15 protein-coding genes are annotated in these 17,552 nt (G+C 70.2%); 9 read left to right on the top strand and 6 right to left on the bottom strand.

Annotated elements, in window-relative coordinates; translation table 11 throughout:
- Positions 1 to 48 precede the first annotated feature (48 nt).
- From ACYVKI_RS12050 to purM, 3 genes are read left to right on the top strand one after another with little or no spacing between them, the layout of a single operon-like run.
- Entirely contained in the window at positions 49 to 363 is a 315-nt protein-coding gene (locus ACYVKI_RS12050; protein WP_460690606.1) for a hypothetical protein, read from the top strand.
- Positions 350 to 1,918, top strand: a complete 1,569-nt coding sequence (gene purF / locus ACYVKI_RS12055) for an amidophosphoribosyltransferase (protein ID WP_460690607.1) — start codon at positions 350 to 352, stop codon at positions 1,916 to 1,918. The genes ACYVKI_RS12050 and purF overlap by 14 nt, the downstream gene beginning before the upstream one ends.
- Positions 1,915 to 3,072, top strand: coding sequence for a phosphoribosylformylglycinamidine cyclo-ligase (purM, locus tag ACYVKI_RS12060; RefSeq protein WP_460690608.1), 1,158 nt, complete (start codon positions 1,915 to 1,917; stop codon positions 3,070 to 3,072). Before purF ends, purM begins: the two co-directional genes overlap by 4 nt.
- Here purM and ACYVKI_RS12065 read toward each other — a convergent pair.
- Positions 3,060 to 3,470, bottom strand: coding sequence for a hypothetical protein (locus ACYVKI_RS12065; RefSeq protein ID WP_460690609.1), 411 nt, complete (start codon positions 3,468 to 3,470; stop codon positions 3,060 to 3,062). The two genes, purM and ACYVKI_RS12065, sit on opposite strands and share 13 nt — an antisense overlap.
- A gap of 256 nt (positions 3,471 to 3,726) precedes the next feature.
- On the opposite strand from ACYVKI_RS12065, the gene ACYVKI_RS12070 reads away from it, so the two are divergent.
- Positions 3,727 to 5,142, top strand: a complete 1,416-nt coding sequence (locus ACYVKI_RS12070) for a sugar porter family MFS transporter (protein ID WP_460690610.1) — start codon at positions 3,727 to 3,729, stop codon at positions 5,140 to 5,142.
- A 426-nt stretch (positions 5,143 to 5,568) separates the two neighbouring features.
- Here the strand turns inward: ACYVKI_RS12070 and ACYVKI_RS12075 are convergent, their stop codons facing one another.
- On the bottom strand, positions 5,569 to 6,180 hold the full coding sequence (locus ACYVKI_RS12075) for a LysE family translocator (RefSeq protein WP_460690611.1): 612 nt from the start codon (positions 6,178 to 6,180) through the stop codon (positions 5,569 to 5,571).
- Between the two features lie 146 nt (positions 6,181 to 6,326).
- Here ACYVKI_RS12075 and ACYVKI_RS12080 point away from each other — a divergent pair, with 146 nt between their 5' ends.
- From ACYVKI_RS12080 to ACYVKI_RS12090, 3 genes are all read left to right on the top strand, one after another.
- Positions 6,327 to 7,514 (top strand): lipid II:glycine glycyltransferase FemX, encoded by a 1,188-nt coding sequence (locus tag ACYVKI_RS12080; RefSeq protein WP_460690612.1) that lies wholly within the window; start codon positions 6,327 to 6,329, stop codon positions 7,512 to 7,514.
- A 188-nt stretch (positions 7,515 to 7,702) separates the two neighbouring features.
- The gene (locus ACYVKI_RS12085; RefSeq protein WP_460690613.1) at positions 7,703 to 9,241 is read left to right on the top strand and encodes an MFS transporter; all 1,539 of its coding nucleotides are present in this window, start codon (positions 7,703 to 7,705) and stop codon (positions 9,239 to 9,241) included.
- Positions 9,242 to 9,283: 42 nt separating this feature from the next.
- Positions 9,284 to 9,862: a TetR/AcrR family transcriptional regulator gene (locus ACYVKI_RS12090; protein ID WP_460690614.1), complete on the top strand. Its 579-nt coding sequence runs from the start codon at positions 9,284 to 9,286 to the stop codon at positions 9,860 to 9,862.
- A gap of 29 nt (positions 9,863 to 9,891) precedes the next feature.
- Here the strand turns inward: ACYVKI_RS12090 and ACYVKI_RS12095 are convergent, their stop codons facing one another.
- Together ACYVKI_RS12095 and ACYVKI_RS12100 are read right to left on the bottom strand one after the other, a co-directional pair.
- The gene (locus ACYVKI_RS12095) at positions 9,892 to 10,863 is read right to left on the bottom strand and encodes a Sir2 family NAD-dependent protein deacetylase (RefSeq protein WP_460690615.1); all 972 of its coding nucleotides are present in this window, start codon (positions 10,861 to 10,863) and stop codon (positions 9,892 to 9,894) included.
- A gap of 124 nt (positions 10,864 to 10,987) precedes the next feature.
- Positions 10,988 to 11,188, bottom strand: a complete 201-nt coding sequence (locus tag ACYVKI_RS12100; RefSeq protein ID WP_460690616.1) for a DUF3073 domain-containing protein — start codon at positions 11,186 to 11,188, stop codon at positions 10,988 to 10,990.
- A 363-nt stretch (positions 11,189 to 11,551) separates the two neighbouring features.
- Here ACYVKI_RS12100 and ACYVKI_RS12105 point away from each other — a divergent pair, with 363 nt between their 5' ends.
- Entirely contained in the window at positions 11,552 to 12,463 is a 912-nt protein-coding gene (locus ACYVKI_RS12105) for a hypothetical protein (RefSeq protein WP_460690617.1), read from the top strand.
- On the top strand, positions 12,460 to 13,068 hold the full coding sequence (locus ACYVKI_RS12110; RefSeq protein ID WP_460690618.1) for a methylated-DNA--[protein]-cysteine S-methyltransferase: 609 nt from the start codon (positions 12,460 to 12,462) through the stop codon (positions 13,066 to 13,068). The genes ACYVKI_RS12105 and ACYVKI_RS12110 overlap by 4 nt, the downstream gene beginning before the upstream one ends.
- Positions 13,069 to 13,182: 114 nt before the next feature.
- Here the strand turns inward: ACYVKI_RS12110 and clpB are convergent, their stop codons facing one another.
- Positions 13,183 to 15,807 carry an ATP-dependent chaperone ClpB gene (gene clpB, locus ACYVKI_RS12115; RefSeq protein ID WP_460690619.1) on the bottom strand — a complete coding sequence of 875 codons (2,625 nt, stop codon included), beginning with the start codon at positions 15,805 to 15,807 and terminating at the stop codon, positions 13,183 to 13,185.
- Between the two features lie 51 nt (positions 15,808 to 15,858).
- Positions 15,859 to 17,496 carry an MFS transporter gene (locus ACYVKI_RS12120; RefSeq protein WP_460690620.1) on the bottom strand — a complete coding sequence of 546 codons (1,638 nt, stop codon included), beginning with the start codon at positions 17,494 to 17,496 and terminating at the stop codon, positions 15,859 to 15,861.
- Between the last annotated feature and the right edge of the window lie 56 nt (positions 17,497 to 17,552).

Genomic DNA, 17,552 nt, shown 5'->3' on the forward strand with positions numbered 1-17,552 from the left:
CGGAGCGCACGTTCTTCGGGGCGGCGGGGAGCCAGTAGACTGGATGCCATGTCCTCCAGCGAGCACCACCGTCAGGTGATGGTCCGTTCCACCCCCCGCCTCGTCCCGTTCCTCGTGGGCGGCGTGGTCGCCGCATTCGTGGTCGCCGTCGTCGTGGTCCAGGCCTCCGGGCCGGCCGACGACTACACCACCGCCGGCAGCATCGGCTACCTGACCTTCGCACTCTCCCTGCCCGGCCTGGCCCTCGCCGCCCTGGTCTGGCTGCTGCTGGAGCACCGTTCGCGCCGGCACACCCGCACCTATCGCGCGGTCCCCGCCGGCCCCGACCCCTCCGAGAGGACCGACGAGAATGGCCCGCGCTGACGGTCGCCTAACCTTCAATCTGCTCGACGACGACGCAGCCCCGCAGGACGAGTGCGGCGTCTTCGGCGTCTGGGCTCCCGGCGAGGAGGTCGCCAAGCTCGCCTACTACGGGCTCTATGCGCTGCAGCACCGAGGGCAGGAGTCGGCCGGCATCGCCACCTCCGACGGCCGCAGCATCCGCATCTACAAGGACATCGGGCTGGTCTCCCAAGTGTTCGACGAGTCCACGCTCACGGCGTTGAACGGCCACGTCGCGCTGGGGCACTGCCGCTACTCCACCACCGGCGGCGGACAGTGGTCCAACGCGCAGCCCACCCTCGGCGACACCCCCCATGGGACGGTGGCGCTGGGGCACAACGGCAATCTGACCAACTCAGCGGAGCTCTATGACCGGCTCGTGGAGCGCAACGGCGGGGTGACGCCGTCGTTCGGGGAGCTGGCCCAGGGCAACACCACCGACACCGCGCTGGTGACCGCGCTGCTGAAGGATGAGGAGGGCGACAGCCTCGAAGAGCAGGCGATGGCGCTGCTCCCCACGCTGAAGGGCGCCTTCTGCCTGGTGTTCATGACCGAGAACACCCTCTACGCGGCGCGTGACCCGCAGGGAGTGCGTCCGCTGGTGCTGGGCCGATTGGAGCGCGGCTGGGTGGTCGCCTCGGAGCAGTCCGCCCTGGCCACGGTGGGCGCCTCGGTGATCCGCGAGATCGAGCCGGGCGAGTTTATCGCCATCGATGCCGACGGGATCCGCTCCCAGCGCTTCGCCGCGGAGAAGCCGGCGCGCTGCGTGTTCGAGTACGTGTACCTGGCCCGGCCGGACGCCAACATCAACGGCCGGTCGGTGTATGAGTCCCGGGTGGAGATGGGCCGACAGCTGGCCCGGGAGGACACCCACGACGCCGACATCGTCATCCCGGTGCCAGAGTCCGGCACTCCGGCGGCGGTGGGGTACGCGGAGGCCTCGGGCCTGCCCTTCGCCCAGGGGTTCATCAAGAACGCCTATGTGGGCCGCACCTTCATCCAGCCCTCGCAGACGCTGCGCCAGCTGGGCATCCGGCTGAAGCTCAACGTGCAGGACCACGTGGTCCGCGGCAAGCGCGTGGTGGTGGTGGATGACTCGATCGTGCGCGGGAACACCCAGCGCGCCATCGTGCGCATGCTCAAGGAGGCCGGGGCGAAGGAGGTCCACGTGAAGATCTCCTCCCCACCCATCAAGTGGCCTTGCTTCTACGGCATCGACTTCGCCACCCGGGCGGAGCTGATCGCCAACGGAGCCTCCATGGACGAGATCCGGCAGGCCGTGGGGGCCGACTCCCTCGCCTATATCTCGGAGGAGGGCATGATCGCCGCCACGGAGCAGCCGCGCTCCACCTTGTGCACCGCCTGCTTCTCCGGCGAGTACCCCATCGAGCTGCCGCCGCAGGACCGCCGCGGCAAGCTGCTGCTGGAGCAGCCGGAGCTGCCGGGCATGGACCGTTCCGCCCCGGGCGGGTGCGAGCCGGGCCCGGATGCAGAGTTCGACATCGATGACCAGTCCCTTGCGGAGGCCTCTTCATGACCGACCAGCCGGCACCGATCACCTACGCCTCGTCCGGCGTCGACGTCGAGGCGGGAGACCGCGCCGTCGAGCTGATGAAGGCTCACATCGAGGCGACCCACTCGCCTGCCGTGATGGGCGGCGTCGGCGCGTTCGCGGGGCTCTATGACGCCTCGGCGCTGAAGGCGCTGCCGCGGCCGCTGCTGGCCACATCCACGGACGGTGTGGGCACCAAGGTCGCGATCGCCCAGGCCATGGACATCCATGACACCATCGGCTTCGACCTGGTGGGCATGGTCGTCGACGACATCGTGGTCATGGGTGCCGAGCCGCTGTTCATGACCGACTACATCGCCACCGGGAAGGTCGATCCGGCGCGCATCGCCGCGGTGGTGTCCGGGATCGCGAAGGCCTGCGCGGAGGCCGGCACCGCCCTGGTGGGCGGGGAGACCGCCGAGCACCCGGGCCTGCTCGCCGAGGACGAGTACGACGTCGCCGGAGCGGCCACCGGCATGGTGGACGCCTCCGCGGTGCTGGGTCCGGAGCGTGTCCGCGCCGGTGACGTGATCATCGGCATGGCCTCCTCCGGCATCCACTCCAACGGCTATTCGCTGGTCCGCCGGGTGGCGTCCTCCGCCGGTTGGGGCTATGAGCGCGAGGTCCCGGAGTTCGGCCGCACCCTGGGCGAGGAGCTGCTGGAGCCCACCCGCCTGTACACGGCACCCTGCCTGGACCTGGTGAAGACGCTCAACGGTGACCCGGCCCAGGGCGAGCTGCCCGCGGACCTGCCGGTGCGCGGGTTCAGCCATGTCACCGGCGGAGGCCTGGCCGCGAACCTGGCCCGCGTGCTGCCGGCCGGACTGCTGGCCACAGTCGACCGCTCCACCTGGTCCTGGCCGACAGTGTTCTCCGTGGTGGCCGAGCTGGGCCGCGTGCCGCAGGCCGACCTGGAGCGCACGCTGAACCTGGGCGTGGGGATGGTGGCCGTGGTGTCCCGGGAGAAGGCCGACGAGGCGGTGGCGCAGCTGACCGCCTCAGGCCAGGCCGCCTGGGTGATGGGCGAGGTCACCGAGTACTCGCCCGCGGACGTCGACGGTGCCGGAGAGGACTTCGTCCAGGGGGCCAAGGGTGTCGACGGCGGCGGCGTGCTGCTCACCGGCGCCTACGCCTCCTGAGCCGACTCCCGGGTCCGGGCCGCGTCCCGCTCTTGAGCTTCCAGGCCGCGAGCCGCGGCAAGACGCTCGTAGACGCCGTCGTCGACGTTGCCCCGGTAGACCGCGTAGGTCACCAGGGCCAGGCCGTAGAACACGATGACCCCCAGCAGGGTGACCCAGCGGTCCCACCCGCCGAGGGGCCCGCTGATGGCACGGTCCAGGAACGGGAAAAGCTGTGCCGAGGCGATGAACAGGCACAGACCCACCTGGAGCTTCGCCTGTCTGGGCGAGGCGACCGCCCCACCCTGGCTCCACCGGCGCCATCCGTGCAGCCCCAGCCAGGCAGCGTCCTCCTGTGACAGGCGGTGCCGCACGTCCTCGACGGGGAGAGGCGATCCCGTGTGATCTCGCCTGGTCATAGCCGCCCTCTCCTCGTCGCCGCCGACGGCGCCGGGTCCGCTCCGGCCCCGAACGCCAGTGCTGTCACGCGTCAGTCTATCGATGAGTCCGGATCGTGACCATCGCCGACGGCGCCGCACCCCGTCCTCTCATGGACTTCATGCCGCCCACCCTCTAAAGTGACGTGCACCACACCCCCTGCGGTCTGGCCGGCCTCCTCTCCACTCGGCGAGGTCACACCGGCCACCGCTGCATCACCAGGCGCAGGAGGCCCCTATGACCGACACCCGCCAGGTCCCCGAGTCCTTCCATACCGGCCAGGCACTGCTCCTCGCCTCCGTGGCCGCGCTGGGAGGGTTCCTCTTCGGCTTCGACACCGCGGTCATCAACGGCACGGTCACCGCGGTCCGCGAGGACTTCGAGCTCGGCGCCGGACTGACCGGCTTCGTCGTCTCCTCAGCTCTGCTGGGCTGCGTCGTCGGCGCCTTCACCGCAGGCAAGCTCGCCGACCGCATCGGTCGCGTCCGGGTCATGCTCATCGCCGCCAGCCTGTTCCTGATCAGCGCGGTCGGCTGCACCTTCGCCGTCGGCGCGACCGATCTCATCATCTGGCGGGTCATCGGTGGTCTCGGCGTCGGCACCGCCTCGGTGATCGCCCCCGCCTACATCGCTGAGATCTCCCCGGCGCAGATCCGCGGACGCCTGGGCTCCATGCAGCAGATGGCGATCGTCACCGGTATCTTCGTCGCCCTGCTCTCCAACGCGTGGCTGGCCGGCCTCTCCGGCGGCGCCGCCGAGGAGCTGTGGTTCGGGCTCGAGACCTGGCGCTGGATGTTCCTCGCCGAGGTCGTCCCCGCCCTGGCCTACGGTGCCTTCGCCCTGATGATCCCCGAGTCGCCGCGCTTCCTGGTGAAGAAGGGCTCCCCGGCCCAGGCCCGGAAGGTCCTCAGCCGAGTCCTGGAGACCGGCGTGGACCAGCGGATCGAGGAGATCCGGCAGTCTCTGGGCACCGAGACCCGCACCCGGCTGAAGCATCTGCGCGGCCCGGCGCTGGGCCTGCTGCCCATCGTGTGGGTCGGCATCCTGCTGTCCACGTTCCAGCAGTTCGTGGGCATCAACGTGATCTTCTACTACTCGTCCACCCTGTGGCAGGCCGTCGGGTTCACCGAGGCCGACGCACTGGCGCAGACCGTCATCACCGGGATCACCAACATCGTGGTCACCATCATCGCCATCGCCCTGGTGGACAAGATCGGGCGCCGTCGGCTGCTGATGATCGGCTCCACCGGCATGACGCTCACCTTGGGCCTGCTGGCCTGGATCTTCGCCACCGCGCCGGTGGTCGAGGCCGCCGACGGCACCGTCACCCCGGAGCTCACCGACACCGGAGGAGTCATCGCCCTGCTGGCCGCCAACGGGTTCGTGGTCTTCTTCGGCATGTCCTGGGGCCCGGCGGTCTGGGTGCTGCTGGGCGAGATGTTCAACAACCGGATCCGCGCCACTGCACTCGGCATCGCTGCCGCCGCCCAGTGGCTGGCGAACTTCGCCATCTCCACGAGCTTCCCCGCCCTGGCCGACATGAGCCTCGGAGTCGCCTACGGCTTCTACACCACCTGTGCGGCGATCTCGCTGTACTTCGTGTTCCGGTTCGTCCCCGAGACCAAGGGCAAGCAGCTCGAAGACATGCAGTGAGGCTCTGACGCGACTCACGACGACAGGGCTAACCTGGGGACACCTGGTGCACCCAGCATCCCGCCCCCGGACCAGGTGGACGAGGGGATCCGCCGTCCCCTCGCCCTGCAGGAGAACGGCACCATGGCACGTGGGGCGGTGATCTTCGTCGCCAGCGGCGTCTTCGGCCGGGATGACCACGCTCACGAGCAGCGACGCCCGCACTCCGTGCCTGGAGATCGGCTCGACCGGGCTGCTGCGCCAGGACAGGATCGTCGCTGGAGCTCCCCAGAACACGGCGGTGCGCTCCCTCATCGCGGCCGAGTGGCCGAGGTGGCGGGTCGGGCTCAGCGAGCGGATCCGGCGGCATGAGGCCGGCCCCGCCCCCCTCGGTCTGAGCCAGGCGGCAGCGGCCGGTGCCGAGCCAGATCCGCAGGGCCGGCCGGATCAGCCGGTGATCGACTCCACCGTCTCCACGGCGGCCGGGACCAGGGAGACCACCAGCAGGCCGGCCATGATCAGGTTGAAGACCCGCAGATGGGCGGGCTGGGAGATGAGCCGACCCGCCCCGACGCCGAGCAGCGCCCAGCTCACCGTGCACGGAGTCCCGAACAGCAGGAAGACGACGGCGATCACCAGCACCTCGATGGTGAAGGACTCCCAGAATCCGGTGTAGGCCGCGATCGCGCCCACCACCATGGTCCACGCCTTCGGGTTCACGAACTGGAAGAGCGCCATCTGCACGAACGACGGCGGACGCGCTCCGTCCTGGGCCGCGAGGTCCGTGGGGCCGGAGGCGATCTTCCACGCCAGGTACAGCAGGTAGGCGATGCCGATAGGGCGCAGCACGTCCAGGACCACCGGCTGCTGCTCCAGGATCTGACCCAGCCCCAGCCCGACGAGCACGATCATCACCGGGAAGCCGATGTTCACCCCGGCGATCGTCGGCACCGTGCGGCGCAGCCCGTAGGTCGCGCCCGAGGCCATGGCGATCGTGTTGTTCGGGCCAGGCGTGCCGGCGGTCGCCAGCGCGAAGAAGATCAGCGAGAGGATGGTCACGGGCGACAGCGTAGCGCGGGAGACAGCGCCGGCGGCGGGACGCCCGACGGAGCCCGCACTCTGAGACTCCCGCCCGGGCTCCAGATGCCGCGCACCGCCAGTCGGCGTCCCCGGCAGGCCGCCGGACGGCCGGTATCATCGGGACCGTGACCACTCGATCCCAGCCCCCCGGTCCACGCGGAGCCCAGCAGTTGGCTGTGAGGCCGATCAGCGCTGCTGACCATGCGACGTTCCTGGCCCAGCACCCGACCGCCTCTTTCCTGCAGAATCCGCGGTGGCCGCAGGTCAAGACGGACTGGCGGGGTGAGTCTTTGGGTGCCTTCGACGGCGACCGGCTCGTGGCGGCGACCCTGGTCCTCCACCGCCGCCTGCCCGTGCCCTCCGCCATTCCGGTGCTGGGCCGCAAGAGCCTCGCCTACCTGGCTGAAGGGCCGATCTTCGACGCCGCAGAGGTCTCCCTGGGCGCTCTGCTTCCGGCCCTGGTGGACCACCTGAAGGGTCAGGGAGCCTTCCTGATCCGCATGGGCCTGCCTGGGGCGACCCGCCGCTGGGCCGCCCAGGACGTCCGCCGCGCGCTGGCTGCCGGAGACCATGCACGGATCACCGAACTGGAGCCGATCTGGATCGACGAGGACGCCCCCGTGGTCCGTGCGGAGCTGGAGCAGCTCGGATGGCAGCCCCCGCAGGAGTCCGAGGAGTTCGAAGCCGGTCAGCCGCAGTTCCAGGCCCGCATCCCGCTCACCGACGACGACGGCGGCGCCCTCGACGTCGACGCCGTACTGGCCCGGATGGACCAGTCCTCCCGCCGACAGACGCGCAAGTCCACCCGCTCGGAGCTGACGATCACCACCGGCGGAGAGGAGGACCTTCCCGCCTGGCAGGCGCTCTACGAGGAGACCGCAGAGCGTGACGACTTCACCGGTCGGCCGCTGAGCTACTTCCAGCGGATGTTCCGCCAGCTCAACGCCACCGAGGACACCGAGTGCACCCTGTACTTCGCGCACTATGAGGACTCTCTGCTCGCCGCGGCGATCTACGTCCGGCAGGGGCAGTTCGCCTGGTACGTCTACGGGGCCTCCTCCTCTGAGGAGCGCAAGCGCTACGCACCCCGGGCGCTGCAGCTGCGGCAGATCGAGGACGCGCTGGCTGCCGGTTGCCGGTGGTACGACCTCGGCGGACTCAGCCCCTCCCTGGACCCTGAGTATCCGTTGGCCGGGCTCACCCGGTTCAAGACCACGATGGGGGCCGACGTCGTGCAGACCCACGGTGAGTGGGACTACCCGGTGGACCGTCTGCTCACCAAGGCATTCACCCTCTACATGTCCCGCCGCTGACGCGTCGTCCGCACCACCCGCCGGGCCCTGAGGCCTGACTGGACCCCGTCAAGATTCTGGAACCCCGTCAATATGTCCGGGGTTTCAGAATCTTGACGGGGTTTTCTGCGTCTCCGCCCGGGGCCCCGCTGTGATCTCAGCCTCCCACCCCTCCCCAGCAAACCGTACATCCAGTACAGTTTGGTGGCATGACGACGGCTTCGATCCCCACGGTGGACTCCGGTCCTGTCCAGCAGCTCACGCGCTGGCAGCGCTGGAGCGTGCTCGTCATCGTCTCCTCCGCGCTGCTGCTGATCACCCTGGACAACACGGTCCTCTACACCGCCCTACCCCGGCTGACCGAGGACCTCGGGGCCTCCACCTCGCAGTCGCTGTGGATCATCAACGCCTATCCGCTGGTGATCGCCGGTCTGCTGCCGGGTTCCGGCTCGCTGGGCGACCGCCTGGGCCACAAGCGACTCTTCCAGTACGGGCTGGTGATCTTCGGCATCGCCTCCCTGGCCGCGGCCTTCTCCCCCACCCCCGAGGCGCTGATCGCCGCCCGCGCCTTCCTCGCGGTCGGCGCCGCGGCGATGATGCCGGCCACCCTCGCCCTGATCCGGGTCAGCTTCCCGCTGGAGAAGGAGCGGAACCTGGCCATCGCGATCTGGGCCTCGGTCTCGGTGGTGGGCATGGCCATCGGCCCGATCGTCGGGGGCCTGCTGCTCGCGCGCTTCTGGTGGGGCTCGGTGTTCCTCATCAACGTCCCCATCGCCGCCGCGGGCCTGCTGACCATCCTGCTGATCGGCCCGCCGAACCGCACCAACCCCACCAAGCGATGGGACGGCGTCTCCTCCGCCCAGGTGATGATCGGACTCACCGCGGCCGTGCTGGCGATCAAGTCCCTGGCCGAGAACGAGATCAGCTGGCCGCTGGTGCTCGGCGCCGGGGCCACCGCCGTCGTCGCACTCACCGTCTTCGGCCGCCGCCAGGTGCGCCTGGAGGACCCGCTGGTCGACTTCACGATCTTCCGGAACCGGGCCTTCGCCGCCGGGGTCGCGGCCGCCGGCGCCAGCATCTACGCGATCATGGGCACCCAGCTGGCCAGCACGCAGCGATTCCAGCTCGTGGAGGGTTACACGCCGCTGCAGGCCGGACTGCTGGTCTCGGCCATCGCCGTGGGCGCTCTGCCGCTGGCGCTGATCGGCGGGGCCATCCTGCACCGCACCGGACTGCTGGCTCTGATCGGCGGCGGCCTCAGCCTCGCCACACTGGGGGCCGGCCTCAGCGTGATCGGGGCCGCCCAACATCTGCTGCCGCTGCTGGTGCTGGGCCTGCTGGTCATGGGCACCGGTCTGGGCGCCTCCATCTCCGTGGCCTCCACCGCCATCATGGGCAACGTGCCCCCGCGCCGGGCCGGGATGGCCGCCTCCATCGAGGAGGTCTCCTATGAGTTCGGCGGCCTGGTGGCGGTGGCGACCATCGGCAGTCTGCTGAACTTCGCCTACTTCCGCTTCCTGGCTCTGCCCGCCGGGGAGCAGGAGTTCGCCGCGGCGAGCCCGACGGAGGCGCTCAGCAGCGGAGAGGCCGACGTCGTCGCCTCCGCCGCGCAGGCCATGGACAGCGCCTTCGTGGTGGTGCTGGTCGCTGTGACGGTGGTGCTGGCCGCCGGGTCCGTGGTCACCGCGGCCCTGCTGCGCCGCTACACGCCGGGCACCGCCTCCCAGGCCTACCCAGGGAACCACTGACCAGGCCGCCGACCCGGCCGCAGACCGCTAGGGTGGAGCATCATGCGACAGTCCAAACGCACCGAGATCCTGCAGGCCGCCCAGCACATCGTCCAACGCGACGGCGTCACGGCACTGACCTACGAATCGGTGGCCGCCGAGGCGGGGCTCACCAAGGGCGGGCTGCTCTACCACTTCCCCTCCCGCGAGGACATGCTCCTGGCCCTGCACGAGCACGTCTCGGGCCAGTGGGAGGCCTGCATGGAGTCCGAGGCCGGGGCGCCGTACGAGGAGCTCACCCCGGGGCAGCGGCTCGACGCCTATATCCGGGCTTCGCAGAACCCGGACCGGGCGGAGCTGCTGCTGATGCTGGAGTCCATGGGTGACCCGGCGGCACAGGCGGCCTGGGACGCGGTCCATGATCGGTGGTCGCCTCCCCCGCCCAGCGGCACACAGGGCACCGCCGATGACCCCGACGACGTCGCCGCTGACCCGGACCTCCTGCCGTTCCTGGCACGGCTGGCCGCCGACGGACTGTGGTTCTATGAGGCGCTGACCCCCGGGAACTTCACCGAGGCCCAGCGCGCGACGATCGTGGAGGCGATCATCCGGCTCGGAGCCGGCGAGCACCTCGACGAATGAGCACGTCGGCGTTCAGCCCACGTCGGTATTCAGCGCAGGGCGGCATGGAGCTGTTCCAACGCCGGGGTGATCCGGGTCCTCCACCGCCAGTCCGCCTTGGCGTCCGCGCGGGAGGGGCCGCCGTTGATGACCGCGACCGGCCGGCCGGCGCGGTGCATCTGCAGGGCGATCGTGAAGCCGCTCATCACAGCCATCGAGGAGCCGACCACCAGCAGGCTGGAAGCCCGTTCCACGAGATCGTCCACGGCCGCCTTGCGCTCGGCCGGGACCCCCTCCCCGAAGTACACGACATCGGGCTTCAGACGTGTGGAGCCGCACACCAGGCAGCCGACCATGTGGAATCGCTGGACCCAGGAGTCGTCGAGGGAGACGTCACCGTCCGGGTTGACGTTCTCGGCGGCGTGGATGGCCTGGTCCGCGTATCCCGGGTTGGCTTCTTCGAGTCGGACGTCCAGGTGGCGACGATCCTCCCGATTCCCGCAGGTCAGACAGGTCACCGTGTCCAGGTCGCCGTGCAGCGGGATCAGCGGGGTCTGCACGCCCACCGCATGGTGGGCCACCGTGTGGAGCCCGTCCACGTTCTGCGTGACCAGCCCGCAGAGCACTCCGCGTTGCTGCCAGTCGGCGAGCAGGTGGTGGGCCAGGTTCGGCGAGGCCTGATCCATGTGCCGCCAGCCGACGTAGCTGCGCGCCCAGTACCGATGGCGGGCGGCACCGTCATGGAGGAACTCCTGGTAGGTCATCGGGCGGTGCCGGTGGAGGGACCCCTGGGGACCTCGGTAATCCGGGATTCCGGAGTCCGTGGAGATTCCGGCCCCGGTCACGGCGAGCACGCCGCCGACGGTCAGCATCTGCAGGATTCCGGCGCGTGCGACGTCGTCGGGCTGCGGCGACACCGTGTCCTCCACGACGCGCGCGATGGAACGCAGCGCGGCCCGATGGGCGTTGGCCACCGGAGTGGTGAAGGCCGGGGAGTCCGTGCTGAGGGCGGCGGGCACCACCGCCGGAACGGAACTCTCCCCACAGACAGCAGAATCCGACCCGGCGGTCGTCGCCGGATCGGATTCGCTGCTGTCTGTCTGTGCCAGGCTGCTGACGGGAGCAGTGCGTCCCTGCTCCACGAACTCAGCGGCCGTAGCGCTCTGAGATGTCGTCGTAATCGTACGACTCATCGTCTGATTCACGTGAGGTGGCGTCCTCCGCAGGGTCCTCCCCGCGCGACCGAGCCAGCTCTCGTTCGAGAGCTGACAGGTCAGTGTTCGGGGTGAAGTACTTGATCTCCCGCGCCTGCTTCGTTGCTTTAGCCTTCTGACGGCCGCGCCCCATGAGCGAGACCCCCTCTGTCTACTCTCGGTCCTCGCGATGCCGGGCAGGGTCCACCGCGGGAGTATCTCTGCGATCAACTGGTTCGTGATACCTAGGTTAACATGATTGGGAACGGTGCGTCGCGCATCTGCTCAGGGCGACGTCCCTCCGAGGGACCCGTCCTGCAGGTCGCGACGTGCCGGAAAGCCCCACGTGGTGGGGTGATGGACCGATTCACAGGCTTTCGGGGACCGGCGTCGCCACTCACTGACGGCTCGCCACGCGTTCGGAGTGGGACAGACATCACCCTCTCCGGCACGCAGCCGGGACCCCGTTCGATCAGCACCACCCACCCGCCAGGACGCGCACAGGAGCACCGCCGCAGTGGATGACCGCACTGACTCCCCCGACTTCCCCTCCGGCGAGCGCGGGGAGCATCTGCCCCCGACGCGTCGAGCCCGCCGGGAGGCCCGCATGCGTTCCGCGGGAGAATCCTCGCCCCTGCCGGACACTGAGGCGCACACCGAGGCGCACACCGAGGCGCACACCGCCGAGACACACCCCGAGAGACCCACTGAGGCGGACACCGTCGAGAGCCCGGCGGAGACCGCCGACTACGACGTCCGCGAGTCTGCCCACCGTGACCCAGGGCGCCCGACCCTGCTTCCGTTCATCGCCGTCGGCGCCCTGGTGGTGCTAGTCGCGGCGTCACTGCTGTGGTGGTTCCTGCTCCGCGAGGGGCCAGCGGCCTCGCCGGGGCAGCAGGATCAGCCCGAGACCGTCGCCGAGCGAGCGGAGGATCCCGGCATCGACGGGGTCATCCTGCGGGACGCCGGTCCGGACGAATGGCTGGCCGGGGACTGCCTGGTGGACTTCCAATCGGAGGATGAGTTCGCCCCTGCCACGATCATCGAATGCGATCACCACTACAACGTGCAGGTCATCCATTGGGAGAACCTCGAGATCGGCGAGTATCCGGGGGACCCGGAGATCTCCGAGCGGGCGCACCGGGCCTGCGAGGAGCACGCCGAGCTGGATCAGGACGCCGTCGACGGCGTGGACTTCGAGCTCCAGGTCCGGATCTCGCACCCGACGGAGTCCACCTGGCTCCGGGAGGGGGACCGTCGAGTCAACTGCCTGCTGCAGCCGGTCACCGGTGCGACGATGACCGGGAACTTCGTGCTCGACCCTGAAGAACACTCCTCGGCTGAGGACCACGAAGCCGAGGACGACGAGACCCAGGACGACGAGGCCGAGGACGACGAGGCCGAGGACGATGAGGACGCCGACGCATGACCGCCGCACCGTGCCCTGATGAGACCGCCCCTGCCTTCCCGCCCGAGCTGCGCTGGTCCTCGGCGTCGCTGGACGACCTGGGCGCCGTCGTCGTGGTCCATTCTCCGGAGGATGACACCATTCGCGCGGCGAGCCTGGCCCAGCCGGTCGGTGCAGAGCCGGAAGTCGCCGCGATCGGCCGCTCCCTGGAGCAGATGATGGACCGCCTGGAGACCACCGCCCCGGAGACCGCGGACCGGGAGATGAACCCGCTGCCCACGGACCGGGGCGCCGTCGCCGAGGCGGTGGTGGCCTACGCCGACGGCGACCACGCCGCCTTCGACGGCCTCGCCGTCGTCCAGCCGGGCGCGGAGTATCGGCAGCAGGTGTGGTCAGCGCTGCGCGAGGTGCCCGCCGGAGAAACGGTCTCCTATGCGGAGCTGGCGCAGATGGCGGGACGGCCGCTGGCCCACCGGGCGGCGGCGAGCGCCTGTGCGCACAACCTGGTGGCGTTCGCGATCCCCTGCCACCGGGTGATCCTGGCCGACGGCTCCATCGGCGGCTACGGATTCGGCGGGGTGGACACCAAGCGGCGCCTGCTGGCGCGCGAGGGCATCCACCTCTGAGCCCCGCCGTTCAGCATCGAGTGACCACGAATCACGGGGCCCCACCCCCGACGACGGCGTGTCATCGGGCAGGCACCGGGATTCGTGGCCACTCGGCCGGGGAGGGACGCGTGCTCAGTCCTCCGCTGCGGCATCCTGCTTCGTCACGGTGAGCCCGTGCACGGCGCCCTCCTCCAGGGAGAGCTCCGGACGGTCCACCAGGACGGTGTCGCCGTCCTCGACCTCTCCGGAGAGCAGCGCCTTGGCGAGCTGGTCACCGATCTCCCGCTGGACGAGCCGGCGCAGGGGGCGCGCCCCGTAAGCGGGGTCGAAGCCGGTGAAGGCCAGCCATTCACGGGCGGCATCGGCGACTTCCAGGACCAGACGGCGAGAGGCCATCCGCTCCTGCAGGGATTCGATCTGCAGGCCCACGATGCTGCCCAGCTGCTCCATGGACAGCGCATCGAACATGACGATGTCGTCCAGCCGGTTGAGGAACTCCGGCTTGAAAGAGCGGTTGACCGTGTCCATGACGGCCTTGCGCTGCGCCTCGGCATCCAGGGACTGGTCCACCAGGAACTGGGAGCCCAGGTTGGAGGTCAGGATCAGCACCACGTTGCGGAAGTCCACGGTGCGGCCCTGGCCATCGGTGAGGCGGCCGTCGTCGAGGACCTGCAGCAGGATGTCGAAGACCTCCGGGTGGGCCTTCTCCACCTCGTCGAGCAGCACCACCGAGTAGGGGCGGCGCCGCACGGCCTCCGTGAGCTGCCCGCCTTCATCGAAGCCCACATAGCCTGGAGGGGCACCCACCAGGCGGGCCACGGAGTGCTTCTCCGAGTACTCGGACATGTCGATGCGGATCATCGAGCGCTCGTCGTCGAAGAGGAACTCCGCCAGGGCCTTGGCCAGCTCGGTCTTGCCCACACCGGTGGGACCCAGGAAGAGGAACGAGCCGGTGGGACGGTCCGGGTCGGCCACCCCGGTGCGGGCTCGACGGACGGCGTCGGAGACGCTGGTCACCGCCTGACGCTGACCGATCAGCCGGGTGCCGATCAGCTCCTCCATCTGCAGCAGCTTCTCCGTCTCACCCTGCAGCATCCGCCCGGCAGGGATGCCGGTCCAGGCGGAGATGACCTCGGCGATACCGTCGGCGTCGACCTCCTCGGAGACCATCCGTGATCCACGGCCCTCACTGGAGCTCTCCTGAGCCTCAGCGTCGGCGAGGCGCTGCTCCAGCTGGGGGATCTCCCCGTAGAGCAGCCGGGAGGCCTCGGCGAGGTCTCCCTCGCGCTGGGCCCGCTCGGCCTGACTGCGGAGCTCGTCGAGCTGGACCCGCAGCTCACCGGCCTGGTTGAGCTCAGACTTCTCGGCCTCCCAGCGGGCGGTGAGCTCGGTGAGCTCCTCCTTCTTGTCGGCCAGGTCGTCGCGCAGCGCCTGCAGCCGTTCGGCCGAACCGGCGTCAGTCTCCTCCGCCAGGGCCATCTCCTCCATGGTGAGTCGGTCGACCACCCGGCGCAGCTCGTCGATCTCCACCGGGGCGGAGTCGATCTCCATGCGCAGCCGCGAGGCGGCCTCATCGATGAGGTCGATGGCCTTGTCCGGCAGCTGACGTGCCGTGATGTACCGGTCGGAGAGGGTGGCGGCGGCGACCAGGGCGTTGTCCGCGATGGCCACCTTGTGGTGGGCCTCGTAGCGCTCCTTGACACCGCGGAGGATGCCGATGGTGTCCTCCACCGACGGCTCCCCCACGTAGACCTGCTGGAAGCGGCGTTCCAGGGCGGCGTCGGTCTCCACGTTCTCCCGGTACTCGTCCAGGGTGGTGGCGCCGATCAGCCGCAGCTCGCCGCGGGCCAGCATGGGCTTGAGCATGTTGCCCGCGTCCATGGAGCCCTCGGAGGCACCGGCCCCGACCACAGTGTGGATCTCGTCGATGAAGGTGATGATCCCGCCGTCGGCGGCCTTGATCTCCTCCAGGACGGCCTTGAGCCGCTCCTCGAACTCGCCGCGGTACTTCGCCCCGGCGATCATCGCCCCCAGGTCCAGGGAGATCAGCGTCTTGTCCCGCAGGGACTCCGGGACGTCGCCGGCGACGATGCGCTGGGCCAGGCCCTCGACGACGGCGGTCTTGCCGACGCCGGGCTCCCCGATGAGCACGGGGTTGTTCTTGGTGCGCCGGGAGAGCACCTGGACCACGCGGCGGATCTCGGAGTCGCGCCCGATGACGGGGTCCAGTGCGCCGGAGCGGGCGATCTCGGTGAGGTCGGTGCCGAACTTCTCCAGCGACTGAAAGGTGTTCTCCGGGTCCGGGGTGGTCACCGTGCGGTCTCCCCGCAGTCCGGGTAGCTCGGCCTTCAGCGCCTCCGGGCCCGCCTGCGCCTCAGCCAGGGCGCGGCCGGCGGGGCCGGCGTCGGTGGCCACACCGAGCAGCAGGTGCTCGGTGGAGACGTAATCGTCGCCCATCTGCTCGGCCTCGGCCTGCGCGGCCTTGATGACGTTGAGCCCGGCCGGGGAGAACTGCGGGGCGGCGACGGCATCGCCGCTGGTGGCCGGCAGCTGCCGGATCGCCGCGGAGGCCCGGGTGGAGACGGCCTCGGGGTCCGCCCCGGCGGCCTTGAGCAGCGCGACGGCCACAGACTCGCGCTGGTCCATCAGCGCCTTGAGGATGTGGGCAGGTTCGATCTGCGGGTTCCCCGCAGTGCTGGCGTTCATCGCGGCGGCCGACACGGCCTCCTGCGACTTCGTGGTGAGCTTGACGTCCATGGGGTGAAGGCTCCTTTCTCAGCGTTTCGGCGGGCCCTCACCTGAAGTACATCAGGTCCGTCGAGCCCTGTCATCCAAACTTGAGTCAATAATACTCAACTTTCCGATGTCGTCATCAATTCCCGCAGGGTCGCCGGGATCTGGCGCCTGCCCGACGCTCGCCAGGACGGACTCCCGCCGAGGCCCCGGCTCCACGACCGGCCATCGACGATGACCTGCACCCCCGTCCTGCCCGACCCGCGCAGGCTCCGCCACCCGCTCCCCGGCCGCGACACCCCCGCGGGGGCCGTCGGCGGCGCTGAGGATCAGCAGGCCCGCACCCAGGGCGAACAGCGCGTAGAGGACCGCACCCAGCCCGAGGGCAGCCTCGGCGCCTGGACCATGGACGGCCACGGAGGCCCCGCCCGCCGCCTCGGACCCGTGGTGGATCGCGAGCGTGCCCAACGCGGCGATGCCGATGCCGGCGCCGAGCGCGAAGGCGGTCTCCTGGATGGCGCCGGCGTCGGCGGTCCGGGTCTCCGGCGCCGCGCCCATGAGCGCGTTCGCCCCGATAGACATGATGATCCCGGCCCCGACCCCGAGCAGGACCATGCCCAGCGACCTGCCGACGCCGTCGAGCGCGGCCACCGTCAGCAGCCCACCGGCGGCCAGGCCCAGCCCGACGACGATGAGGGGCCGCTGCGGGACCCATCGGTGCAGCAGCGGCCCGAGGATCCCTCCGGCCGCACTGGCGGCGACCAGGGGGAGCAGGGCGATGCCGGTGCGGACAGCGGAGAGCCCGTCGACCAGCTGGTGCTGCTGCGTGAGCAGGTACAGGGCGCCGTTGAAGACGCCGAGCGTGGCGAGGATGATCACCGCGGAGGCGCCCAGCAGCGGGTCGGCGAGCAGCCGCACGTCCAGGAACGGCCGTGGCATGCCCAGCTGACGGCGCACGAACACCGCGGCGACGAGCACTCCGGCGAGCAGCGCCGCCGCACTGACCCAGGCCGGCGACTCAGGCCGTGCCAGTGCCTTCATCCCCACCACCAGCAGCCCGACGGCGGCCATCGAGCACACGATGCTCAGTCCGTCCAGGCGCGGCGGGTCCGGGTTGCGGGACTCGCGCAGCACGACGACGGCGGCCAGCAGACACAGCCCGAGCACCGGCACATTGACCCAGAAGACCCAGCGCCAGCCGGCCAGGTCGACCAGCACTCCGCCCACCAGCGGCCCGAGCGCGGAGCCGGTGCTGAAGCCGACCACCCAGACCCCGTAGGCCAGGGCGCGCAGGCGGCCCCCGGGAAAGGTCACCCGGATGATCGCGACCGTGCCGGCGATCAGCAGCGCCGCGCCGACGCCCTGGCCGATCCGTCCGACGATGACCGCCGCGCCGGTGGAGGCGAATCCGACCAGCACGGCGCTCAGAACCGCCACGACCAGCCCGGAGAGGTAGAGGCGGCGGCGTCCGAAACGGTCGGCCAGCACGGCACTGGTGATCAGGACGACTCCGGCCGCCAACGGGTAGGCATCAGCGACCCAGACGGACCCCGCGACGTCGAGCGAGACCTCGGTGGTCAGCTCCGGCAGGGCGACCACGACCTTGGTCATGTCCGTCCCGCCGACCAGCATCACCGCCGCGAACAGCAGCAGAATGCTGACCAGGCGGCGCGGGCTCTCGAGAGTGGTCCTCGCGGAGGCATGTGGTGTCATGCCTTCAGTTCTACGGGGACATCATCATGGAGTCCAGGTTCATTATTTTCCTGATT

Source organism: Nesterenkonia suensis, assembly GCF_054782935.1.

What these genes read in the sequence shown, in the direction of transcription:
- purF (WP_460690607.1), top strand. Translation starts at nt 350, where the DNA reads ATGGCCCGCGCTGACGGTCGCCTAACCTTCAATCTGCTCGACGACGAC.
- ACYVKI_RS12120 (WP_460690620.1), bottom strand. Translation starts at nt 17,496, where the DNA reads ATGACACCACATGCCTCCGCGAGGACCACTCTCGAGAGCCCGCGCCGC.
- ACYVKI_RS12050 (WP_460690606.1), top strand. Translation starts at nt 49, where the DNA reads ATGTCCTCCAGCGAGCACCACCGTCAGGTGATGGTCCGTTCCACCCCC.
- purM (WP_460690608.1), top strand. Translation starts at nt 1,915, where the DNA reads ATGACCGACCAGCCGGCACCGATCACCTACGCCTCGTCCGGCGTCGAC.
- ACYVKI_RS12090 (WP_460690614.1), top strand. Translation starts at nt 9,284, where the DNA reads ATGCGACAGTCCAAACGCACCGAGATCCTGCAGGCCGCCCAGCACATC.
- ACYVKI_RS12070 (WP_460690610.1), top strand. Translation starts at nt 3,727, where the DNA reads ATGACCGACACCCGCCAGGTCCCCGAGTCCTTCCATACCGGCCAGGCA.
- ACYVKI_RS12110 (WP_460690618.1), top strand. Translation starts at nt 12,460, where the DNA reads ATGACCGCCGCACCGTGCCCTGATGAGACCGCCCCTGCCTTCCCGCCC.
- ACYVKI_RS12100 (WP_460690616.1), bottom strand. Translation starts at nt 11,188, where the DNA reads ATGGGGCGCGGCCGTCAGAAGGCTAAAGCAACGAAGCAGGCGCGGGAG.
- clpB (WP_460690619.1), bottom strand. Translation starts at nt 15,807, where the DNA reads ATGGACGTCAAGCTCACCACGAAGTCGCAGGAGGCCGTGTCGGCCGCC.
- ACYVKI_RS12085 (WP_460690613.1), top strand. Translation starts at nt 7,703, where the DNA reads ATGACGACGGCTTCGATCCCCACGGTGGACTCCGGTCCTGTCCAGCAG.
- ACYVKI_RS12065 (WP_460690609.1), bottom strand. Translation starts at nt 3,470, where the DNA reads ATGACCAGGCGAGATCACACGGGATCGCCTCTCCCCGTCGAGGACGTG.